Annotated in this window: 17 protein-coding genes; 6 read left to right on the top strand and 11 right to left on the bottom strand. The window is 73.4% G+C overall.

The features are described 5' to 3' along the window. Positions 1-2: 2 nt before the first annotated feature. Together AAG742_RS02275 and AAG742_RS02270 are read right to left on the bottom strand one after the other, a co-directional pair. Entirely contained in the window at positions 3-2,105 is a 2,103-nt protein-coding gene (locus AAG742_RS02275; protein ID WP_298713948.1) for an acyltransferase family protein, read from the bottom strand. A 99-nt stretch (positions 2,106-2,204) separates the two neighbouring features. Further along, positions 2,205-2,603, bottom strand: coding sequence for a DUF6508 domain-containing protein (locus tag AAG742_RS02270; protein WP_298713945.1), 399 nt, complete (start codon positions 2,601-2,603; stop codon positions 2,205-2,207). Positions 2,604-2,659: 56 nt separating this feature from the next. Here AAG742_RS02270 and AAG742_RS02265 point away from each other — a divergent pair, with 56 nt between their 5' ends. After that, on the top strand, positions 2,660-3,586 hold the full coding sequence (locus AAG742_RS02265) for an inositol monophosphatase family protein (RefSeq protein WP_343282231.1): 927 nt from the start codon (positions 2,660-2,662) through the stop codon (positions 3,584-3,586). 63 nt (positions 3,587-3,649) lie between these two features. Then, a complete protein-coding gene (locus tag AAG742_RS02260) occupies positions 3,650-4,198 on the top strand; it encodes a pyridoxamine 5'-phosphate oxidase family protein (RefSeq protein ID WP_298713941.1) in 549 nt (182 codons plus the stop codon). Here the strand turns inward: AAG742_RS02260 and AAG742_RS02255 are convergent, their stop codons facing one another. From AAG742_RS02255 to AAG742_RS02240, 4 genes are all read right to left on the bottom strand, one after another. After that, complete coding sequence (locus AAG742_RS02255; RefSeq protein WP_298713939.1) at positions 4,199-5,929, bottom strand: FAD-binding dehydrogenase; 1,731 nt, start codon at positions 5,927-5,929, stop codon at positions 4,199-4,201. A gap of 51 nt (positions 5,930-5,980) precedes the next feature. Beyond that, entirely contained in the window at positions 5,981-7,705 is a 1,725-nt protein-coding gene (locus AAG742_RS02250; protein WP_298714252.1) for a thiamine pyrophosphate-binding protein, read from the bottom strand. Positions 7,706-7,743: 38 nt separating this feature from the next. After that, positions 7,744-8,760: an agmatinase gene (gene speB / locus AAG742_RS02245; RefSeq protein ID WP_298713937.1), complete on the bottom strand. Its 1,017-nt coding sequence runs from the start codon at positions 8,758-8,760 to the stop codon at positions 7,744-7,746. A 79-nt stretch (positions 8,761-8,839) separates the two neighbouring features. Then, entirely contained in the window at positions 8,840-9,409 is a 570-nt protein-coding gene (locus tag AAG742_RS02240; RefSeq protein ID WP_298713935.1) for an XRE family transcriptional regulator, read from the bottom strand. Between the two features lie 183 nt (positions 9,410-9,592). Here AAG742_RS02240 and AAG742_RS02235 point away from each other — a divergent pair, with 183 nt between their 5' ends. Both AAG742_RS02235 and AAG742_RS02230 read left to right on the top strand, forming a co-directional pair. Continuing rightward, a complete protein-coding gene (locus AAG742_RS02235; RefSeq protein WP_298713933.1) occupies positions 9,593-11,101 on the top strand; it encodes a sodium:solute symporter in 1,509 nt (502 codons plus the stop codon). Positions 11,102-11,322: 221 nt separating this feature from the next. Then, on the top strand, positions 11,323-12,516 hold the full coding sequence (locus AAG742_RS02230) for an alcohol dehydrogenase catalytic domain-containing protein (RefSeq protein WP_298713931.1): 1,194 nt from the start codon (positions 11,323-11,325) through the stop codon (positions 12,514-12,516). A 75-nt stretch (positions 12,517-12,591) separates the two neighbouring features. On the opposite strand, the gene AAG742_RS02225 is transcribed toward AAG742_RS02230, so the two are convergent. Together AAG742_RS02225 and AAG742_RS02220 are read right to left on the bottom strand one after the other, a co-directional pair. Continuing rightward, complete coding sequence (locus AAG742_RS02225) at positions 12,592-12,915, bottom strand: DUF202 domain-containing protein (protein WP_298713928.1); 324 nt, start codon at positions 12,913-12,915, stop codon at positions 12,592-12,594. 4 nt (positions 12,916-12,919) lie between these two features. Then, on the bottom strand, positions 12,920-13,339 hold the full coding sequence (locus AAG742_RS02220) for a DUF202 domain-containing protein (RefSeq protein ID WP_298713925.1): 420 nt from the start codon (positions 13,337-13,339) through the stop codon (positions 12,920-12,922). Positions 13,340-13,444: 105 nt separating this feature from the next. Here AAG742_RS02220 and AAG742_RS02215 point away from each other — a divergent pair, with 105 nt between their 5' ends. Continuing rightward, complete coding sequence (locus AAG742_RS02215; protein WP_298713922.1) at positions 13,445-14,575, top strand: VIT1/CCC1 transporter family protein; 1,131 nt, start codon at positions 13,445-13,447, stop codon at positions 14,573-14,575. A gap of 300 nt (positions 14,576-14,875) precedes the next feature. Here the strand turns inward: AAG742_RS02215 and sucD are convergent, their stop codons facing one another. The 3 genes from sucD to pcrA all read right to left on the bottom strand — a co-directional run bounded on the left by sucD (position 14,876) and on the right by pcrA (position 19,758). Then, complete coding sequence (gene sucD / locus AAG742_RS02210; protein ID WP_248115364.1) at positions 14,876-15,793, bottom strand: succinate--CoA ligase subunit alpha; 918 nt, start codon at positions 15,791-15,793, stop codon at positions 14,876-14,878. A 26-nt stretch (positions 15,794-15,819) separates the two neighbouring features. Further along, a complete protein-coding gene (sucC, locus tag AAG742_RS02205) occupies positions 15,820-16,989 on the bottom strand; it encodes an ADP-forming succinate--CoA ligase subunit beta (RefSeq protein ID WP_248115363.1) in 1,170 nt (389 codons plus the stop codon). Positions 16,990-17,157: 168 nt separating this feature from the next. After that, entirely contained in the window at positions 17,158-19,758 is a 2,601-nt protein-coding gene (gene pcrA, locus AAG742_RS02200; protein WP_298713920.1) for a DNA helicase PcrA, read from the bottom strand. A gap of 73 nt (positions 19,759-19,831) precedes the next feature. Between pcrA and AAG742_RS02195 the strand changes: the two genes are divergently transcribed. Then, positions 19,832-20,431, top strand: coding sequence for a hypothetical protein (locus AAG742_RS02195; RefSeq protein WP_298713917.1), 600 nt, complete (start codon positions 19,832-19,834; stop codon positions 20,429-20,431). Positions 20,432-20,472: the final 41 nt, after the last annotated feature.

Raw genomic sequence — 20,472 nt, 5'->3', positions numbered from 1 at the left:
TCTCACCCGACGACGATGACCCGCTCCGTGGAGGGCTCCCGGCCCGCGGGGAAGGCCAGCGTGAGGGCCTCGGCCATGTTCGCGGCCTTCGCGACCGCCCCCGCCACGGTGTTGTGGAGGGAGTCCTTCTCACCGAACCACTCGGGGCGGTCCGCCGCGTCGTGCGCCCAGTCGTAGACCCACAGGTTGGGGTGGCGCTCGGTGGCGGCGACGAGCCCCTCGTTGAAACGGGCCGCACCCTCCATGGTGTAGTTCGGGAGGGCGGCCCACGGCATCAGCATCACGTCCACCCACAGGACGCGTCGGCCCTGGGCGGCCTTCATCACCATGTCGATCCGCGGCTCCCGCTGGTCCCACATGTCCACCTTGGTGAAGAGGGCAGCGTCGTTCATGCCGACGTTGACCACGAAGCAGCCGTCCGGGTCGAGGCCGGGCAGATGGGCCGTGATGGCCTGCACGGCGTTGGTCTGGCCCGGGTCCTTCTCGAAGCGCTCGACGATCCCGCGCCCGGGCCGGATGTCCTCCACGACCTCCTCCACGCCCACGTCCTCGTACTGGGCCGTGATGCGCAGGGCGGGGTCCTTGATCACGGTCGCGTCGGTGTTGCCGGAGGCCAGGGAGCTGGAGTCGCCGATGTGCACCACCTCGGTGCAGGAGGTCGTGGCGGGCGCGGGGGCCGACGAGGCGGCGGCCGACGGGCTCGCCGCGGAGGCCGGGGCCGTCACGGGTGAGCCGAGGCCCTCCCCGGGCGGCGTGGAGGCGCCCTGAGCCGGGTCGGCGTCCTGCACTGCCGGGTCCGCGTGCCCGGCCTGCGCCACGATCTCCCTGGTGGAGGTCTGCGGCAGGGCCGTCAGCCCGGCCAGGCCCGCCGCGGCGAGCACGGCCACGGCCGCCGCGGCCAGGCCGGACCGCACCCCGCGGGACCCTCGCGAGCGCGCGGAGGCGCCCGACGTCGTCTCCCCCTCCGCCCCGGACCGCCGCGCGGGCGCGCGGCCCGTCAGGACGGCGCGGAGGCCGTGGTGGCGGATGGGGTCCTCCACGAACCGCCAGGACAGGGCCGCGATGAGCAGGGTGAGCCCCAGGATGAGGGCCCCGCGCAGCACGGGCTGGCCGTAGAGCGCGCGGTCCGGCAGGAAGGCGACCACGGGCATGTGCCACAGGTAGATCCCGTAGCTGCGCGCGCCGATCCAGCGCAGCGGCGCGACGCCGAGGACGCGGCCGAGCCGGGACGCGGGGTGCACGAGGGGAAGGACGGCGGCGCACGTGGCCACGGTCAGCGCGGCGATGCCCCACGTGTAGAGGGAGGGCGAGTCCTGGTCCGTGGTGGCCACCAGGGCCAGGATCCCGGCGAGGCCCAGGACGCCCACGAGGTCGAGGGCCCAGACGGCCGCGCCGCGCACCCGCCCCACGCTCGCGGGCCGCCACAGGAGCGCGAGGGCCGCGCCCCACAGCAGGCCGCCGGCCCGCGTGTCGGTGCCCTCGTAGGCCCGCGTCGTGTCCCCCAGCGGATCCGCGAGGAGAGCCAGCAGCACCATGGACGCCGTGCCCAGCAGGACGACGACGACGAACAGCACCACGGTGCGCCGCCGTCCACCCAGGCCGCGGGTGAGGGCCAGCAGCCCGAGCAGAAGGAGGGGCCAGACGAGGTAGTACTGCTCCTCCACGGCGAGGGACCACAGGTGGTCCAGCGGCCCGGGGCCGTCCATCTGCTCGAAGTAGCTGCCGCCCGTGAGGATCGTGTGCCAGTTGGCCACGTAGAACAGGGCGGCGAGGGACTCGCCGACGCGTTCGTCCCACTCCCCCGGCTCCACGAGCGCGGTGGCGGCCAGCACGGCGATCAGCACCAGGACGACGGCCGGCAGCAGGCGCCGGAAGCGGCGGATCCAGAAGTCCTTGAGGTCGAGCTCGCCGTGCCGCTCGTGCCGGCGCAGCAGCAGCGCGGTGATGAGGAAGCCGGAGAGCGTGAAGAACACGCCCACGCCGAGCAGGCCGCCGGAGGCGTGCGGCACGCCCAGATGGTAGGCCACCACGAGCAGGACCGCGAGCGCGCGCAGGCCGTCCAGGCCGGGGAAGTAGGCGGAGTTCGAGGCGACGGGGCGGGGCACGGGGGCGTCCTTCCACGAGCAGGGGCCGAGGCGCCGCCCGGTGCGTGCGGCCCGGCGGCGTCCACCGCCGAGGGTAGTGCACCGCGGCGACCGCGGGTCTCAGCGGGTCTCGGGCACCCACTCCGCGAGGCGGTCCAGCATGCGGGCGACCTTGCCCGTGGCGATCGCCGCCCGGATGTGACCCTCGGAGAACCGCTCGCCCCGCAGCACGTACGTGAACAGCGTGCCGAGGTCTGCCAGAGAGGCCGCGGCGATCCCGCGGTCGCTCACGGCGTCCACGTGCCGCAGGTAGTCGAGATCCACGCCGGAGAGCTCCTGCGCGGCGATCAGCCCGTTCATCACGCGGTCGTCGTCGGCGGACAGGGACGGCGCATCCCCCGCGGGCACGCCCTCCGGCGTCCCCTCGCCCCCGGCCAGCACCGCGCGCAGAGTGCGCACCGCGGCCACGCGCTCCGGGGTGGGCTCCTGGGGGCCGGTCAGCGTGCGGTCCTCGCTCATGGGCGTCTCCTCTGCGTCGGGTCCCCCCATTGTCCCCCGCGCCTACGCTGGGAGCCATGGTCGCCCCCGCCGCCTCCCCCCACGACGTCGTCCCACCCCCCGGTGCCCTGCGCGCCGTCGCGCTCTCGGCGGCCCGGGCGGTGGCGCCCGCGCTGGCCGCGGCGTTCCGTGCCGGCCCCACCCGCGGCGCCCCGGCGTCCGCCGAGACCAAGTCGAACCACCACGACCTGGTCACCGTGCACGACCGGAGGACCGAGGAGCGGATCGTCGCCGCGCTGACCGCCGCGGTGCCGGGCTCACGGGTGCTCGGCGAGGAGCTCGGGCGCCACGGGGGCGGCGCGGACGCCGAGGGCGGTCCCCCGCTCGAGTGGATCGTGGATCCGATCGACGGCACCTCCAACTTCGCGCACGGCTTCGCCATGTTCTCCGTGTCCATCGCGGCCGTCGTGCACGGCGAGGTGGTGGCCGGCGTCGTGCTGGACCCGGTCAACGGGCTCGCGTTCTCCGCCGACGAGACCGGGGCGTACCTCGGGGACGCGCCGCTGGCCGACGTCGGGCGCCCGGCCCCCGCCGGCGGTGAGCGTGCGCTGAACGTCGTGACCTCCTATCCGGCGGGCGAGGCGCTGGACGCGGAGGGCGAGGGCGCGCTGCGCCGCTTCGGGCGGCTCGTGGCGACGTACGCCACGGTGCGCCGCACGGTGTCCGGAGCGCTCGAGCTCTGCCACGTGGCCGCCGGCTGGGCGGACGCCGCGCTGCTCGTGGACACGAAGCCGTGGGATGTCGCGGCGGGGCAGCTCATCCTGCGCCGGGCCGGGGGCGCGTACCTGACGCCGGCGGGCCCCGGCGGTGCCGGCCTCACCCCGGACTCGCCGCGCGCGCACGAAGCGGCGTTCGCGCTGGCGCTCGCCCCGCACCGGGCGGCGCCGACCGCGGAGGCGGTGCTGGGCGAGCTGCTGGCCGTCCGCGCCGACAGCCGGGCCTAGAGTGGAGACGTGACCGGCGTCGCATCCCGTGGCGCCGTCCTCTCACCCCCCGAGGAGGCCGTGATGACCGATCGCCACCAGGACCCCACCGCTCCCCCGATGCAGCGCCTCGACCCCGCGGCGCGCCCCGGCGACGGGCTGATGTTCCCGCACGCCGACGGCGAGCCCGTGCTCACCCTGACCGACGAGCAGTCGTGGAGGCTCCTCGGGCACACCCGCCACGCGCGCCTCGGCCTGGCCGTGAACGGCGAGCCGGACATCGTGCCCGTGAACGTGCGCGTCCACGACGGCGGCGTGTACTTCCGCACGGCCCCCGGCTCGAAGCTGGCGGAGCTCGCCGTCAACCCCAACGTGGTGGTGCAGGCGGACGGCATCCTGGCCGACCAGGCGTGGTCCGTGCTCGCCCGCGGCACCGCGCGCCGCCTCGAGACGGAGGCGGAGGTGACCGAGGCCGAGGCGCTCGGCATCACGCCGTGGGTGCCCACACTGAAGGACTACTACGTCCGCGTGGACGTCACCCGCCTGAGCGGCCGCCACTTCACGTTCGGGAAGCACCCCGAGCGCACCGACGACGACGGCGCGGCCGGCATCGACGCGCACCGCACGGACTGATCAGGCCGTCTCGGCCGCGGCGGCCCGCCCGGCCGTGCGGCCGCTGAAGAGGCACCCGCCGAGGAATGTTCCCTCGAGCGCGCGGTGCCCGTGCATGCCGCCCCCGCCGAAGCCGGCCGCCTCGCCCGCCGCGTAGAGACCCGGGATCACGGCGGCGCCGGCGTCCAGCACCCGCCCCTGCAGGTCCGTGTGCAGCCCGCCGAGGGTCTTGCGGGTCAGCGTGCGCAGGCGCACCGCGATGAGCGGCCCCGCCTTCGGATCGGTGAGCCGATGCGGGGCGACCGTGCGGATGAGGCGGTCGCCGAGGTAGCGGCGTGCGCCGCGCACGGCGTCCACCTGGCGGTCCGTGCCGGGGCGCTCGGCCCCGGCCTCGTGCTCGGCGACGGCGGCCCGCACCGCCGCCTCGTCCACCGCGGGGCCGTCCGGGACGAGCGCGTTCATCCGCGCGACCAGCTCCCCCACGGAGTCGGCCTGCACGAAGTCCTCGCCGCGATCCAGGAACGCCTGCACGGGGCCGGGCACGTCCTGCGTGACGCGGCCCAGCACCTGGCGGATCGAGCGGCCGGTCAGGTCGGGGTTCTGCTCGGACCCGGAGAGCGCGAACTCCTTGCCGATGATCCGCCGGTTGAGCACGAACCACGTGCGGTCCGCCGGGGGCCGCTGCTCCGTGGCCCGGCCGCCCGCCGCCGTCGAGCCGGGCGAGCGGATGTCCTGCAGCGTGCCGAGGGTGTCGAATCCGGGCCAACGCGGATGCGGCAGGCGCCGGCCCGTCGCGTCGAGCCACAGCGACGACGGCCCGGGCAGGATCCGGATGCCGTGACCAGGCCAGATCGGGTCGTGGTTGGCCACGCCCTCCGTGTAGTGCCACATGCGATCCGGGTGCACGAGAGCGGCGCCCACCTCCCGGGCCGCCCGCATGCCGGAGCCGTCCACGGAGGCGGGGACGCCGCAGAGCATCTCGGCGGGCGGAGTCCCCAGCCGGTCGGGCCACGCGGCGCGCACGGCGTCGTGGTCGGCGCCCACCCCGCCGCTGGCCACCACGACGGCGGCCCCGCCCACCCGGAACTCCCCCGCCACGGTGCGGCTCGAGGCCGTGCCGCGGGCGCCGTCGTCGTCGGCGAGGACGTGGCCCTCCACGCCCGTGACGGCACCGGACTCCGTGATCAGGCGCGTGACGCGGTGGCGGGGCAGGTAGGTGAGGCGGCCGTCGAAGGCGGCGCGCTCGACGATGCGGGAGAACGGCTCCACGATGCCCGGGCCGGTCCCCCACGTGATGTGGAAGCGGGGCACGGAGTTGCCGCCCACGCCGGGCGCGGGGACCTTCCGCTCCGCCCAGCCGACCACGGGGAAGAGCCGGTGGCCGCGCTCGCGCAGCCAGGCGCGCTTCTCCCCGTGGGCGAAGTGCACGTAGGCCTCGGCCCACGCGCGGGGCATGGCGTCGTCGGGGTGGTCGGTGAAGCCCGCGGTGGCCTGCCAGTCGGACCAGGCCAGGTCGACGGAGTCCTTCACGCGGAGGCGCCGCTGCTCGGGCGAGTCCACGAGGAAGAGGCCGCCGAAGCTCCACCACGCCTGCCCGCCGAGGTCGGCGGCGCGCTCCTGATCCACGAGCACCACGCGCCGGCCCGCCCCGAGCAGCTCGGCGGCGGCCACGAGCCCGGCGAGGCCGTGCCCCAGGACGACGACGTCGGCGCGGTGCTCGGAGCGGGCAGTGACGGGGCTCACAGTGGTCATGGCGCCACTGTACTGAGGTCCCGCCGGGCTCGTCGCTCAGGCGGGGGCGGATCAGACCTCCGGGGCCTCCCCCAGGTGGCTCGGCGCCCACATCGCCAGGCGCGTCTGCACCACGACGACGTTCGGCCCCTCGGCCTGGAACGCTCTCTCGAGCGCGCCCCGCACATCCTCGACCGTCACCGTCTCGGCCGGGACCCCGAACGACTCCGCGAGCCGCTGGAAGTCCGGCCGGTCGAGCTCGGTGGCGGTGGCCTTGCCGAACGCACCCTCCATGTACTCGCGGAGGATGCCGTAGCCGCCGTCGTCGACGATCAGCCACGTGACCGCCGCATCGTGCTGCTTCGCCGCCGCGAGCTCGGCGATGGAGTACATGGCCGAGCCGTCGCCGGCCACGGCGAGCACGCGCCCGTCGATGCCGGTCCGGCCGAGGTGGGCCAGGCCCAGCGCGCCGCCGAACGCCGCGGGGAAGCCGTAGCCGAGGCCGCCGGCGCCCTGCGCCGAGTGGAACTCGCCGTCCTGCGCGTCCCAGCAGTTCCAGCCCCAGTACGCGGCGATGGTCATGTCCCAGTAGGTCTGCATGCCCGCCGGGACCGCGGCGCGGATGTCCGCCATGAGGCGGCGCTCCCGGCCGAGGTCCTGCGCGTCGAGGCGGGCGATGACCCGGGCGTTGGTCTCGGCCACGACGTCGGCCGCGGCCCGGCCGTGCCAGCCCGCCTCCCGCTGGGCGCGGGTGACGCCGGCCTCGCGGAGGGCGTCGGCGAGCATGGCGAGCATCTGGCCGGCGTCGGCGCGGACGCCGAGCGTGGGGTGGTTCGTCTCCAGCACGCGCGGCTCCGCGTCCACCTGGATGAGGCGGCCGCGGGGCTCGAGCGTGAAGTAGTTGGACGTGACCTCGCCGAGCGCGGAGCCGACCACGAGGAGCACCTCGGCGTCCTCGAGCAGGTCCGTGACGACGCGGTCCTCGACCCATCCGCCCAGGGAGAGCGGGTGCTCCCACGGGAAGGCCGTGTTGCCGCCGGGAGAGCAGACCACGGGGGCCTGCAGCAGCTCCGCGACGTCCTTGAGGGACTCCATGGCGGCGCGGCCGGAGCGGCGCACACCGCCGCCGGCCACGATCGCCACGCGGGAGGCGTCCTTCAGCCAGCGCACGGACTCGTCCACGAGCTCGGCGCGCGGCGGGTGGTCATAGGGCACCGCGAGCGCGTCCTGCACGGGCGGCACCATGACCTCCCCGAGCAGCACGTCCTGCGGGATCTCCACCCACACGGGGCCCTGGGGCACGGTGACGGCGTCCGCCCACGCGTCCTGGATGGCCGAGGGGATGCCGGAGGCGTGGTGCACCGTGAACTGGGCCTTGGTGACGTTCTTCGCGGAGGCCTTCTGGTCGTCCAGCTGGTGCAGCATCCCCTTGCGGCGCGCCCCGAGTCCCGAGAGCGGGATCTGGGAGGCGATGACGAGCATGGGCACGCCCGTGGCGTAGGCCTCCTGGAGACCGGCCAGGGACGTCAGCGCGCCCGGGCCCGTGGAGAGGAACAGCACGCCGACCTCGCCGGTGGCGCGGGCGTACCCGTCCGCCGCGAAGGCCGCGTTGTTCTCCACGCGGTTCGAGACGAACTCCAGCGGCGAGCGGGAGAGCGCGTCGAACAGCCCGAGCGCGTGCTGGCCCGGGATGCCGAACACGGTCCTGGCGCCGAGCGCGTGCAGGGTCTCCACGGCCAGGTCGCCGCCGTTGCGCACCGGCGTCTCGCCGCCGGCGTGCTCGGCAGCAGCCGCCATGTCCGCGGCCTCGTGCGGGGCGGAGGCGTGCTGCGCGCTCACGCGGACGCCCCGACCCCGGCGGCCGCGCGCTGGGCGCGGCGGTCGGCCATGAGGGACACCAGGTCGTAGGCCACGTGCGAGGCGGCGACGCCGGTCAGCTCGGCGTGGTCGTAGGCCGGGGCGACCTCCACGAGGTCGGCGCCGACGATGTCCAGGCCGCGCAGGCCGCGGAGGATCTCCAGCAGCTCGCGGCTGGTGAGGCCGCCGGCCTCGGGGGTGCCGGTGCCGGGTGCGTGGGCCGGATCGAGGACGTCGATGTCCACGGAGATGTACAGCGGGCGGTCGCCGATGCGGGTGCGCAGCTGGTCCACGATCTCGTCCACGCCCTTGCGGAACACGTCCGAGGAGGTGACGATGCCGAAGCCCATGCGGTGGTCGTCGTCGAGGTCCTTCTTGCCGTACAGGGGACCGCGGGTGCCGACGTGGGAGATGGCCTCCGTGTCCAGGATGCCCTCCTCCACGGCGCGGCGGAAGGGGGTGCCGTGGGTGTACTCGGCGCCGAAGTAGGTGTCCCACGTGTCCAGGTGGGCGTCGAAGTGCAGCAGGGCCACGGGCTCACCCGCGCGGGCGGAGGCGGCACGCAGCAGCGGCAGGGCGATGGTGTGGTCGCCGCCGATGGTCATAAGCGAGGCGCCGTCCTCGGTGAGGTCCATCGCGTCCTGCTGGATCGCCTCGATGGCCTCGCCGATGTTGAACGGGTTCACCGCCATGTCCCCGGCGTCCACCACCTGGGCCTGCGCGAAGGGCGAGGTGCCCGTGGCGGGGTTGTACGGGCGCAGCAGCCGCGAGGACTGACGCACGTGGCCGGACCCGAAGCGCGCGCCAGGGCGGTAGGAGACGCCGGCGTCGAACGGCACGCCGACGACCTTGATCTCCGGGGCGACGCCGGCGGCCGCGGCCTCGTCCAGGCGGGGCAGCAGGGCGTAGGTGGGGGCGCCGCCGTAGCGGGGCACGAGGGCGGAGTTCACGGGGCCGATGCGGCCGTTGTCCTCGACGCGGGGGATCTCGAGCATCTGGATGTCCTCTCTGGGTGGTTCAGTTCGGTGCGGTCTGGTCGGTGGGGCCTGTCAGGTGCGGGCGCGCCGCACGGGTTCAGGCGTGGCCCACGAGGGTCCACAGCACGACGGCGGGGTGGCCGTCCGGATTGGTCCACGAGTGGGGCTCGCGGCCGGGGAAGGTGACGGTGTCCCCCTCCTCCAGCAGGTGCACGGCCTCGGTGGTCCGCAGCTCGAGGCGGCCGGTGACGACGTGCACCGCCTCCACGCGGCAGTCCACGGTGTACAGCTCCGTCTCACCGCGGCCGTGCGGCGCGATCTCCGCGCGTAGGATCTGCAGGTCGCGGTTGCCGCGCGGGGTGATCAGGCGCTCGCGGATGCCCTCACCGCCGAGGCTGATGGCGGGCGCGTCGGCGAGGCGCACGACCGTCACCTCGGGCGCGTCCAGGACGTCGCCCGGGCTCGCGCCGAGCACCTGGCACAGGGTGACGAGCGTGTTGACGGACGGGCTCGTCAGGTCTCGCTCGAGGCGGGAGAGGAAACCTTTGCTGACCCCGGCCGCCTCGGCCAGCTGCGCCACGGTGAGCCGCCGCGCCTCGCGCAGCGCGCGCAGCCGACGACCGATCAAGGCCTGGGCCGGTGCGGTCTCGAGCGGGAGGGCCTTCATCGCGCTCCTTCCTCGCGTCGGGCGACGTCGCGATGTCATCCTGGACGGCATGTTGCCCGATGGACAACATATGTTTACCGTAGACCCTGATCGTGTGATCGGCAACACGCTGGCCGCGCCCCGCTCGCCCACAGCGCCTCCGCATCCCCGGCGCCGTGGATCCCCTCGCCCCAAGGACCACCCGTGACCATCAACCTGACCATCGTCGCCGTCTACCTGGTCGGCATGCTCGCCTTCGGCTGGTGGGGCAAGACCCGCGCAGCCAGCGCGGAGGACTACCTCGTGGCGGGCCGTCGCCTCGGGCCGGCGCTGTTCACCGGCACCATGGCCGCCGCGGTGCTCGGCGGCGCCGCCACCGTGGGCGGCGTCGGCCTGGGGTACCAGTTCGGGCTCTCCGGTGCGTGGCTCGTGGCCGCCATCGGCGTCGGCGTGCTCATCCTGTCGGTGGCGTTCGCCCCGATCCTCGCCCGCCTGAAGATCTACACCGTCTCGCAGATGCTCCGCCTGCGGTACGGCCGCGGCGGGGCCTCCCACGCCTCCTCCTTCGTGATGCTCGCGTACACGCTCATGCTCGCCGCCACCTCCACCGGCGCCTACGCGTCGATCTTCGTGGTGCTCTTCGGCTGGGACCGCTGGCTGTCCGTCCTGGTGGGCGGCGGCATCGTGCTGGCCTACTCCGTGCTCGGCGGCATGTGGTCCATCACCCTGGCGGACATGGCGCAGTTCCTCATCATGACCATCGGCATGTTCGCCCTCATGCTCCCCCTCTCCTTGGCCAACGCCGGCGGCTGGAGCGCCATGCAGGAGCGCCTGGGCGCCGAGTTCTTCAGCTGGGACGGGATCGGCGTGCAGTCGATCGTCACCTACTTCGTGGTCTACACCCTCGGCCTGCTGATCGGCCAGGACGTCTGGCAGCGCGTCTTCACGGCCCGCTCCCCGCGCGTGGCCCAGATCGGCGGCGCCACCGCGGGGCTGTACTGCATCGTGTACGGCGTCGCCGGCGCGCTGATCGGCATGGCCGCCCGCACGGTGACCGCGGACATCGCCACCACGGACGACGTGTTCGCGTGGGTCGCCCAGAACCTGCTGCCCGTCGGCGTCGGTGGCGTGGCCCTGGCGGCCGCCGTCGCGGCCATGATGTCCACCGCATCGGGGGCGATCATCGCGGCCTCGACCGTGATGCGCACCGACATCCTCCCGATCCTCCGCGGCGAGGCCGCCGCCTCCGAGGACGGCGCCACCACCGAGGACGCGGCCACGGAGACCGCGGCGGAGCTCGCCTCGAACCGCGGCTGGGTGCTGCTGCTCGGCGCCGTCGTGCTGGGGCTGGCGATCGTCGTCCCGGACGTGGTGGCGGCCCTGACCATCGCGTACGACATCCTCGTGGGCGGCCTGTTCGTCGCGATCGTCGGCGGCCTCGTATGGAAGCGCGGCACCGGCACGGCGGCCCTGTGGTCCATGGTGGTCGGGACGCTGGGCACCCTCGGCACCATGGGCTGGCTCGAGCTGAACGCGGCCGAGCCCTTCGAGGGCGTCTTCGCGAACGAGCCGATCTACGTCGGCCTGGCCGCCTCCGCCATCGTGTACGTCCTCCTCAGCCTGATGACCCGGCCCACCGACCCCGCGGTCCTCGAGGCCTGGCGGGTGCGCTCCCGCCACGGCGTCGACCCCGCGGTCCGAGCGCAGGTCTGACCGACGCTCCCGGGGCCCGTGATCCTCCGACGCCCACACGATGGCCGAGGCCAGGTGACCGGTGCGGCGGGTGGCGGCGGGTGGCGGCGGGCGACCCTTCCCCCAGGCTCCCCCCGGCCCCTAGTGTGTCCGTACAGCCCGGGACTGGGACTACCCCTCGGGTTCGCCCCGTCTCTCGCCCCACCTGGGGCCTCGCTGGAGACAGAAAGGCAACAGTTTCCATGACCACCAAGAACCGCGCCGTGGCATTCCACGGCATCAAGGACGTGCGCGTCGACGAGCTGGACTTCCCCAAGCTGGAGATGCCTGACGGCTCCGCCGCCCCGCACGGCGTCATCCTCAAGATCGTCGCCACCAACATCTGCGGCAGCGACCTGCACATCTACCGCGGGTCCTTCCCCGCGCCCGAGGGCATGGTGCTGGGTCACGAGATGACCGGCCAGGTGCTGGAGATCGGCAGCGACGTCCAGTTCCTGAAGGAGGGCGACCTCGTCTCCGTGCCGTTCAACGTGGCCTGCGGCCGCTGCCGCAACTGCCGCGCCGGCCGGACCGAGATCTGCGAGACCGCCAACCCGGAGCAGGCGGCCGCCGCCTACGGCTTCAATCTGGGCGGCTTCCAGGGCGGACAGGCCGAGTACCTGTTCGTGCCGTACGCCGACTTCCAGCTGCTGCGCTTCCCGGACCAGGAGCAGGCGATGGAGAAGATCCTGGATCTGACCGTGCTCTCGGACATCCTCCCCACGGCGTTCCACGGCCTCGTGGAGGCCGGCGCCAAGCCCGGCTCCACCGTCTACATCGCCGGTGCCGGCCCCGTGGGCCGGTGCGCCGCGGCTGCCGCTCGGCTGCTGGGCGCCTCGTGCATCATCGTGGGCGACCAGGACGCCTCGCGGCTGGAGCTGGTGCGCAAGCACGGCTGCGAGACCATCGACCTCTCCGTCACGGAGAACCTGCAGGACGCCGTGAACGACATCCTCGGCGAGCCGATGGTGGACTGCGCGGTGGACTGCGTCGGCTCCGAGGCCCACGGCCTGGGCTCCGCGTCCGATGAGATGCAGCCCATCGCCGCTGTGAACCAGGTCCTGGACATCACCCGTCCGGGCGGTGCCACGGGCATCATCGGCATCTACGGGCCGGACCCGATCGCGGAGACGAAGGCTGAGCAGGAGGGCACCTTCCCGGTGGACTTCGGCAAGGCCTGGATCAAGTCGCCCCACATCATCGGCGGCCAGGCGCCCATCATGCGCTACAACCGTCAGCTGATGATGTCGATCCTGTGGGACCGGATGCCGTACCTGACGGAGATGGTCAACCCGCGCGTGATCAGCCTGGACGAGGCACCCCAGGCCTACGCGGAGTTCGACCAGGGCTCCCTGGAGAAGTTCGTCATCGACCCCCACGGCATGATCGCCCGCTGAGCGGTTCGCCTCCGGCGGCACGACGGCGCCCCTCACCTGCCCGCGCAGGTGAGGGGCGCCGTCGTCGTCCGCGGATCAGGCCGCGTGCAGCAGCGTCGCAGTGATCCCGAGGGCCGCCAAGCCCACCACCAGCACGACCATGCCGGCCACCGACGCCAGGGCCGGCCGGGCCCGCTCCCCTGCGATCCCGCGCGCCTGCGCCACGTAGCGCCGGCGCTGGGTGGCCAGCACCGCCGCCCCGCCGACGGCCGCCACCACCGCAGGCCCGAACGCCCACGCGCCGACGGCCGGCCACCACCTCAGGAACGTGAGGCTGAGGACGCTCAGCGCCAGGACCGTGCGGCCCCAGCTCATCACGGTGCGCTCGGGCTGCAGCCCCGGGTCGTGATGCAGACGCATCGCCTCAGCCCCGCGGCAGGACGACGGCGAGCATCAGCACCACGACGGCCAGCACGACGCCCCCCGCCAGGACCGGGACGATCAGCGGCAGCGGCAGCGGACGGCCGCGGCGCATCGCCCGCTCCACCCGGAGCCAGCGCGCGCCCGCGCCCAGGGCGAGCAGCGCCGCCAGGACGAGCAGCACCGTGCTCAGCACCACCCGGACCGGCGGCGCGAAGAGGGCGCCGGTGAACGTCTCCACCGCGACCCCGCCGGCCAGCAGCGCCAGCGCCGTCCGGACCCAGGCCAGGAACGTGCGCTCATTGGCAAGCGTGAACCGGGGGTCCGGCTCCACCCCGCCCGCCAGGAGGCGGTGCTGCCAGGCCGGCCGGCCGCCGTCGTGGGCGGCGGCCTCGGGGCCGTCGGGGGTCTCTGCTGCGTCCATGCGGCCATGGTAGCGACGGCGTAGACTGGCGGGTCGGGCGCGCGCCCGGCCGCCGTGGTCCGCGGCGGCGGCGCCCGTCTCCGCCTGCCCATCCGATGGAGCCCCATGAGCCCCGCCCACACCGCCACTCCTGCGGCACGCCCCGAGCCGACCCGCGAACAGGTCCGACGCTGGCGCCGCTACCTCGCCGACGAGATCGCCGAGGGTCAGATCTACCGCGACATCGCCGCCCGCAAGGACGGCGTGGAGCGCGACATCCTGCTCGGCCTCGCCGAGGCCGAGCGCCGCCACGAACAGCACTGGCGGGCCCTCCTGGGTGGGCACGCCGAGAACCCGCCGCGCCCCTCCCTGCACCGCATCCTGCTGCGCTGGCTCGCGCGGATCTTCGGCTCCGTGTTCGTGCTGGCCCTGGCCCAGCGCGCCGAGTCGGACACTCCCTACGCGGAGGACCAGGACGCCCCCGAGGGCATGGTGGCGGACGAGGCCATCCACGAGGAGGTCGTGCGCGGCCTCGCCGCCCGGGGTCGCGAGCAGCTGGCAGGCAACTTCCGTGCCGCCGTCTTCGGCATGAACGACGGGCTGGTCTCCAACCTGGCGCTCGTGATGGGCATCGGCGCGACGGGCGTGGCGCCGTCCGTCGTGCTGTTCACGGGCGTGGCCGGCCTGCTGGCGGGCGCGCTGTCCATGGCGGCCGGCGAGTACGTCTCGGTGCGGTCCCAGCGGGAGCTGCTCGAGGCATCCTCCCCCACCCAGATCACCCTCGAGGCGGCCCAGCACCTGGACCTGGACCACAACGAGCTCAAGCTCGTCTACCTGGCCCGCGGCATGACGCCCGAGGACGCCGAGCACCGCGCGCTCGAGCGCCTCGGCTATCTCACGTGCGACTGCAACCCGCGGTTCTCCGCCCGTCCCGACGGCTCCCAGGGACCCGTGGACCACTCGGACTCCTTCGCGGAGATCGGCTCGGCGTGGAGCGCCTCCCTGTCCAGCTTCGCGTTCTTCGCCTCCGGCGCGCTCATCCCGATCCTGCCGTACATCTTCGGCATGTCCGGGCTGTGGGCCCTGGGCCTGGCGGCGGCGATGGTGGGCGTGGCCCTGCTCTTCACCGGCGGTGTGGTCGGGCTGCTGTCCGGCTCCTCACCGCTGGCTCGGGGCCTGCGCCAGCTCGCGATCGGCTACGGCGCCGCGGCGGTGACCTACGTGCTGGGCATGCTGGTAGGCGGCGACGTGGGCTGACCTCCGGGTGCTCCGGGGTTCGGCCACGGGTGCAAGGGCCGCCACGGCAGCACCAGGCGCGACAGGCGCAACAGGCGGCGTCCACCTGAGCTGGGCGCAGTACTGCCAGGTAACCTCGGGGGTTACCTGGCAGTACTGCGCCCAGCTCATCGGCGGCAGCGTCCATGTCAGCCCTCCCGCACGCAGGAACGACGCAGGAACAACGCAGGAACAACGGGAGCAAGAACGCAGTGGGCCCCGCACCTCCCTCTCGGGAGGCACGGGGCCCGCGTCGTCGGGATCAGCCCGAGATCTGGGGACTCAGAGGCCCTTCATGATCTCACGCATGAGCTCGGCGGTCTCGGAGGGAGTCTTGCCCACCTTCACGCCGGCGGCCTCGAGGGCCTCCTTCTTGGCGGCCGCGGTGCCCGCAGAGCCGGACACGATGGCGCCCGCGTGGCCCATGGTCTTGCCCTCGGGGGCGGTGAAGCCCGCGACGTAGCCGACGACGGGCTTGGTGACGTTGGCCTTGATGTAGTCGGCCGCGCGCTCCTCGGCGTCGCCGCCGATCTCGCCGATCATGACGATGGCCTTGGTCTCCGGGTCCGCCTCGAACGCCTCGAGGGCGTCGATGTGGGTGGTGCCGATGACCGGGTCGCCGCCGATGCCGATGGCGGTGGAGAAGCCGAAGTCACGCAGCTCGTACATCATCTGGTAGGTCAGCGTGCCGGACTTGGACACGAGGCCGATGGGGCCGGAGCCGGTGATCGACGCCGGGGTGATGCCGGCCAGGGCCTCGCCCGGGGTGATGATGCCGGGGCAGTTCGGGCCGATGATGCGGGTCTTCGGCTTGCCGTCCGCGCCGGTCTTCGACTGGGACAGGGCGAAGAACTCGGCGGAGTCCTGCACCGGGATGCCCTCGGTGATGACCACGAGCAGCGGGATCTCGGCCTCGATGGCCTCGATCGCGGCGTCCTTGGCGAAGGCCGGCGGCACGAAGGCGACGGACACGTCGGCGCCGGTCTTCTCCATGGCCTCCGTGACGGAGCCGAAGACGGGCAGCTCGACGGCGTTGCCGTCCTTGTCCTCATGGGACACGGTGGTGCCGGCCTTGCGGGCGTTCACGCCGCCCACGATGTTCGTGCCGGCCTTGAGCATCAGGCGGGTGTGCTTGGTGCCCTCACCGCCGGTGATGCCCTGCACGATGACCTTGGAGTCCTTGTTCAGGTAGATCGACATAGCTGTTCCTCAGTCTTTCCGAACGGTCAGTTCGCGGAGTGGGCGAGCTCGGCGGCCTTGTCGGCGCCCTCGTCCATGGTGGCGGCCAGGGTGACCAGCGGGTGGTTGGCCTCCTGCAGGATGCGGCGGCCCTCCTCCACGGCGTTGCCGTCCAGGCGGACGACCAGCGGCTTGGTGGCGGAGTCGCCCAGGATCTCGAGGGCCTTGACGATGCCGTTGGCGACGGCGTCGCACGCGGTGATGCCGCCGAAGACGTTCACGAACACGGACTTGACCTGCTCGTCGCCGAGGATGACGTCGAGGCCGTTGGCCATGACCTCGGCGTTGGCGCCGCCGCCGATGTCAAGGAAGTTGGCGGGCTTCACGCCGCCGTGCTTCTCGCCCGCGTAGGCCACCACGTCGAGGGTGGACATCACGAGGCCGGCGCCGTTGCCGATCACGCCGACCTGGCCGTCGAGCTTCACGTAGTTGAGGTCGTTCGCCTTGGCCTTGGCCTCCAGCGGGTCCTCGGTGCGCTCGTCGACGAGGGCCGCGTGGCCCTCCTGGCGGAACTCGGCGTTGTCATCGAGGGAGACCTTGCCGTCGAGGGCGAGGATCTTGCCGTCGCCGGTCTTCACCAGCGGGTTGACCTCGACGAGGGTGGCGTCCTCCTTCTCGAAGACGGTCCACAGCGTCTGCAGGACGTCGGCGACGTCGGCGCGCAGCTCCTCGGGGAAGTTCGCCTCGGCGACGATCTTCTGGGCGGTCTCGGCGTCGATGCCGGTCAGCGCGGAGACGGGCACCTTGGCGAGGGCCTCGGGGCGCTCCTCGGCGAGGGTCTCGATGTCCATGCCGCCCTCCACCGAGCACATGGCCAGGTAGGTGCGGTTCGCGCGGTCCAGCAGCACGGAGAAGTAGTACTCCTCGGCGATGTCGGCGCCCTGCGCGATCATGACCTGGTGCACGGTGTGGCCCTTGATGTCCATCCCCAGGATGGCCTTGGCGTGCTCGTACGCCTCGTCGGCGGTCTTCGCGACCTTGACGCCGCCGGCCTTGCCGCGGCCGCCGACCTTCACCTGCGCCTTGACGACGGTCACGCCGCCGATCTTCTCAGCGGCCGCCTTGGCCTCTTCCGGGGTCTGCGCCACGATGCCGGCGAGCACGGGGACGCCGTGCTTCTCGAACAGATCGCGCGCCTGGTACTCATACAGGTCCACGGTGGATGTCCTTCTGGGTCGAAGACTTCGGTCTGCCGGGGTGCCGCATCACGGCGCCTCGGCGGGAGCGGGCCCCGCGCCGGTCCGCCGCGCGCGGAGGCGCGGAGACGGCGTCGTGGAGCTCTCCTCCGTCACTGTAGTCCACACCGCCCGGCGCGCAGAGGGCTCTCAGCCCTCCAGCTGGGTGAGGGGTGCATAGCGCAGCAGCAGGCGCTTCTGGGCCCCCGAGTCCTCGAACGTGACCGTGGCCACGGTCTTGTCCCCGGCTCCGGTGACGGCGTCTACGCGGCCCGCACCGAAGGTGGCGTGGGACACGCGGTCTCCGGGGTTCAGGGCCGCGATCTCCTTCTGCGGCTGCACCCGTGAGGGGGCCTTGCCGCGCACCACCGACGACGGCACGGTCAGGTCCGCGGCCTCCTCGCCGCGGGTGAGGCGCGCGGGGCGCGCGCCGGTGCCGTCATCGCGAGAGGCCCACGAGGGCCGGCCGCCCTCGCCGCCGGAGCCGAACCGCCCCGCGTACCGCGAGGTCCCCGCCCCCGTGAGCGAGGTCAGGGAGCCGGCCGGGCGCGTGGTCCCCTCGCGCTCCCACTCGATGAGCCGCTCGGGGATCTCCCCGAGGAACTGGCTGGGCGGGTTGAACTGGTGCTGGCCCCACAGGGAGCGCGCCTCCGCGCGGGAGAGGAACAGCCGTTCACGGGCGCGGGTCAGCCCCACGTAGGCCAGGCGTCGCTCCTCCGCGAGCTCCTTCTCATCCGTCATGGAGCGGGCGTGCGGGAAGACGCCGTGCTCCATGCCCGTGAGGAAGACGACCGGGAACTCCAGGCCCTTGGCCGTGTGCAGCGTCATGAGCGTCACCTGGCCCTGCGCCTCGGCGAGGTCCGCGCCCTCGGCGTCCGACGGCGAGGGCAGCTGGTCCGCGTCCGCCACGAGCGCCACCTGCTCGAGGAAGTCCGAGAGCGTGCCGTCCGGGTGAGCGGTGGAGAAGGCGCGCACCACGGCCACGAGCTCGCCGAGGTTGTCCGCGCGGGACTCGTCCTGCAGGTCCTCCGACTCGCGCAGCGCGGCGAGCATGCCGGACTGTTCGAGGACGGCCTCGAGGACGGTGGCCGGGCTCTCGCCCTCCGTCAGCTGCATGAGGTCGTCCATCATCTGGACGAACCCGCGGATCGCCTTCACGGATCGCGTGGCCATGCCCGGGGCGTTCTCCGCGTCCCGCAGGGCGTCGAAGAACGTGGTGCGCTGGCGCTGCGCCCACGCGGCCACGGCGCCCTCAGCACGGTCGCCGATGCCGCGCTTGGGCTCATTGAGGATGCGGCGCACGTTGACGTCGTCGGCCGGGTTGACCACCACGCGCAGGTACGCGAGGGCGTCCTTGATCTCCTTGCGGTCGTAGAACCGCGTGCCGCCGATCACGCGGTACGGGATGCCGCGGGTGACGAGGCGCTCCTCGAGGGCGCGGGACTGGGCGTTGGTGCGGTAGAACACGGCGACGTCGGCCGGGCGCACCCCGCCCTCGTCCTGGAGGCGGTCGATGGTGGAGGAGATCCACTCGGCCTCCGCGGACTCGTTCTCCGCGGCGTAGCCGGTGATCTTCTCCCCCGCACCCTCGGCCGTCCACAGGTCCTTCTTGCGGCGGTCCGGATTGTTTTGGATGACCGCGTTGGCCGCGTCCAGGATGGTCTGCGTGGAGCGGTAGTTCTGCTCGAGCCGGATGGTGGCCGCGTCCGTGAAGTCCTGCTCGAACTCCACGATGTTGCGGATGTCCGCGCCGCGGAAGGCGTAGATCGACTGGTCCGAGTCGCCCACCACGGTGAGCTCGCCGCCGGGGGTGTCCACACCCTCGGGTTCGCCGGCTGGGCCGGTGAGCAGCCGCACGAGGCGGTACTGCGCGTGGTTGGTGTCCTGGTACTCGTCCACGAGCACGTGGCGGAAGCGGCGGCGGTAGCTGTCCAGCACGCGCGGGAACGCCTCGAACATGTGGACGGTCATGCCGATCAGGTCGTCGAAGTCCAGGGCGTTGGCCTGGCGCAGCCGCGCCGTGTAGTCGCGGTACACCGCGGCCACCGCCTGGGCCCACGGATCCGTCTCGGACACGGTGCCCGCATAGTCGTCCGCCTCGATGAGCTCGTTCTTGAGGGAGCTGATGCGGTTGAGCAGGGCCTTGGGCGCGAAGCGCTTGGGGTCCAGCTCGTGCAGCTTGGCGATCGTGGTGACCAGCCGCAGGCTGTCCGCCGCGTCGTAGATGGTGAAGGTGGACTTCAGCCCGATGCTCGCCGCCTCGTTGCGCAGGATGCGCACGGCGGAGGAGTGGAACGTCGAGATCCACATGCGCTGCGCCGTGGGGCCGATGAGCCCGGCGACGCGCTCGCGCATCTCCGCGGCGGCCTTGTTCGTGAAGGTGATGGCCAGGATCTCGTGCGGGCGGGCCCGCCCCGTGGCCAGCAGGTGCGCGATCCGGTGGGTCAGCACGCGCGTCTTGCCCGAGCCGGCCCCGGCGACGATCAGCAGCGGCGCCCCGGCATGGGTCACCGCCGCCGCCTGCTGGGGGTTCAGCCCCTCCACGAGGGACTCCGGGGTGTGGGCGGCGGTGTCCGCGCCGTTCCCGACGCCGTCCCCGCCCCACGCTCCCCCCGGCGCCTCCGGGTCCAGCGCGGCACGCGTCACCGCGGCGGGCACGAGCCCGGGCAGGGCGGTCTGCGGATCCGCCGACGGGCGGGTCCGAGAGGTGGGCAGGGGGGCGCGTCCGAGCGCGGAGAACAGGTCAGCCATGGCCCGTCCAGTCTAGGCGCGGCCCCGGACACGACAGCGGGGGCCGTCTGCGATGATGTCCCCTGGAGGTCCCATGTCGAAGAAGTCCCGCACGCCCCGACCGTCGTCGTCCACGGCGATGACTCCCGCTCCGACCGCCGCCAGCCGCTCGGACGGCGACCCGACCATGCTCGTGATCGCGCTGATCGGCACCACGCTGTTCGTCGGCGCCTACTACCACCTGCTGGTCCTGCAGCAGATGACGCAGCTCACCGGCGGGCTGGCCGTGCCGGACTCGATGCTCGTCTACGGTCAGGACCACGTGCGGGCCCTCGCCGGCGTGATGGACGAGGCGGCGCGCGGCCAGCTCAACTGGGTGCACAAGACGGCCGGGGTCATCTTCCCGATCGCCGTCGCCCTGACGCTCACCGCGGTGGCGGCCTGGCGCCTGCGTCCCGCGGCGGCGAAGTGGGGCGCGTTCGGACTCGGCGTGCTGTTCGCCGTGGTGGACATCGCCGAGAACATCGCCATCGAGCAGGCGATCGCCGCGGGCGGCCCCGGCGCCGGCCTCGCGTCCGCGCTCACCCTTGCCCGCTGGGTGCTGCTCGCCCTGATCGCGCTCGCGGTGGTCGTGATGCTGGTGCGCGGCGGGAAGGGCCGGCAGGCCGCGACGTCGGTGCCCGCCTCGGCCTGACGCGCTCGGCTAGACTGACCGACCGGACCCGGCCACGGGTC

It is taken from the genome of Micrococcus sp. 2A (assembly GCF_039519235.1).
In the GTDB taxonomy this organism is placed as follows: Bacteria; Actinomycetota; Actinomycetes; order Actinomycetales; family Micrococcaceae; genus Micrococcus.
The sequence above is the reverse complement of the archived record's forward strand: the minus strand, read 5'-3'. Positions and strand labels throughout refer to the sequence as shown.

What these genes read in the sequence shown, in the direction of transcription:
- AAG742_RS02270 (WP_298713945.1), bottom strand. Translation starts at nt 2,603, where the DNA reads ATGAGCGAGGACCGCACGCTGACCGGCCCCCAGGAGCCCACCCCGGAG.
- AAG742_RS02265 (WP_343282231.1), top strand. Translation starts at nt 2,660, where the DNA reads ATGGTCGCCCCCGCCGCCTCCCCCCACGACGTCGTCCCACCCCCCGGT.
- AAG742_RS02260 (WP_298713941.1), top strand. Translation starts at nt 3,650, where the DNA reads ATGACCGATCGCCACCAGGACCCCACCGCTCCCCCGATGCAGCGCCTC.
- AAG742_RS02255 (WP_298713939.1), bottom strand. Translation starts at nt 5,929, where the DNA reads ATGACCACTGTGAGCCCCGTCACTGCCCGCTCCGAGCACCGCGCCGAC.
- AAG742_RS02250 (WP_298714252.1), bottom strand. Translation starts at nt 7,705, where the DNA reads ATGGCGGCTGCTGCCGAGCACGCCGGCGGCGAGACGCCGGTGCGCAAC.
- speB (WP_298713937.1), bottom strand. Translation starts at nt 8,760, where the DNA reads ATGCTCGAGATCCCCCGCGTCGAGGACAACGGCCGCATCGGCCCCGTG.
- AAG742_RS02240 (WP_298713935.1), bottom strand. Translation starts at nt 9,409, where the DNA reads ATGAAGGCCCTCCCGCTCGAGACCGCACCGGCCCAGGCCTTGATCGGT.
- AAG742_RS02230 (WP_298713931.1), top strand. Translation starts at nt 11,323, where the DNA reads ATGACCACCAAGAACCGCGCCGTGGCATTCCACGGCATCAAGGACGTG.
- AAG742_RS02225 (WP_298713928.1), bottom strand. Translation starts at nt 12,915, where the DNA reads ATGCGTCTGCATCACGACCCGGGGCTGCAGCCCGAGCGCACCGTGATG.
- AAG742_RS02220 (WP_298713925.1), bottom strand. Translation starts at nt 13,339, where the DNA reads ATGGACGCAGCAGAGACCCCCGACGGCCCCGAGGCCGCCGCCCACGAC.
- AAG742_RS02215 (WP_298713922.1), top strand. Translation starts at nt 13,445, where the DNA reads ATGAGCCCCGCCCACACCGCCACTCCTGCGGCACGCCCCGAGCCGACC.
- sucD (WP_248115364.1), bottom strand. Translation starts at nt 15,793, where the DNA reads ATGTCGATCTACCTGAACAAGGACTCCAAGGTCATCGTGCAGGGCATC.
- pcrA (WP_298713920.1), bottom strand. Translation starts at nt 19,758, where the DNA reads ATGGCTGACCTGTTCTCCGCGCTCGGACGCGCCCCCCTGCCCACCTCT.
- AAG742_RS02195 (WP_298713917.1), top strand. Translation starts at nt 19,832, where the DNA reads ATGTCGAAGAAGTCCCGCACGCCCCGACCGTCGTCGTCCACGGCGATG.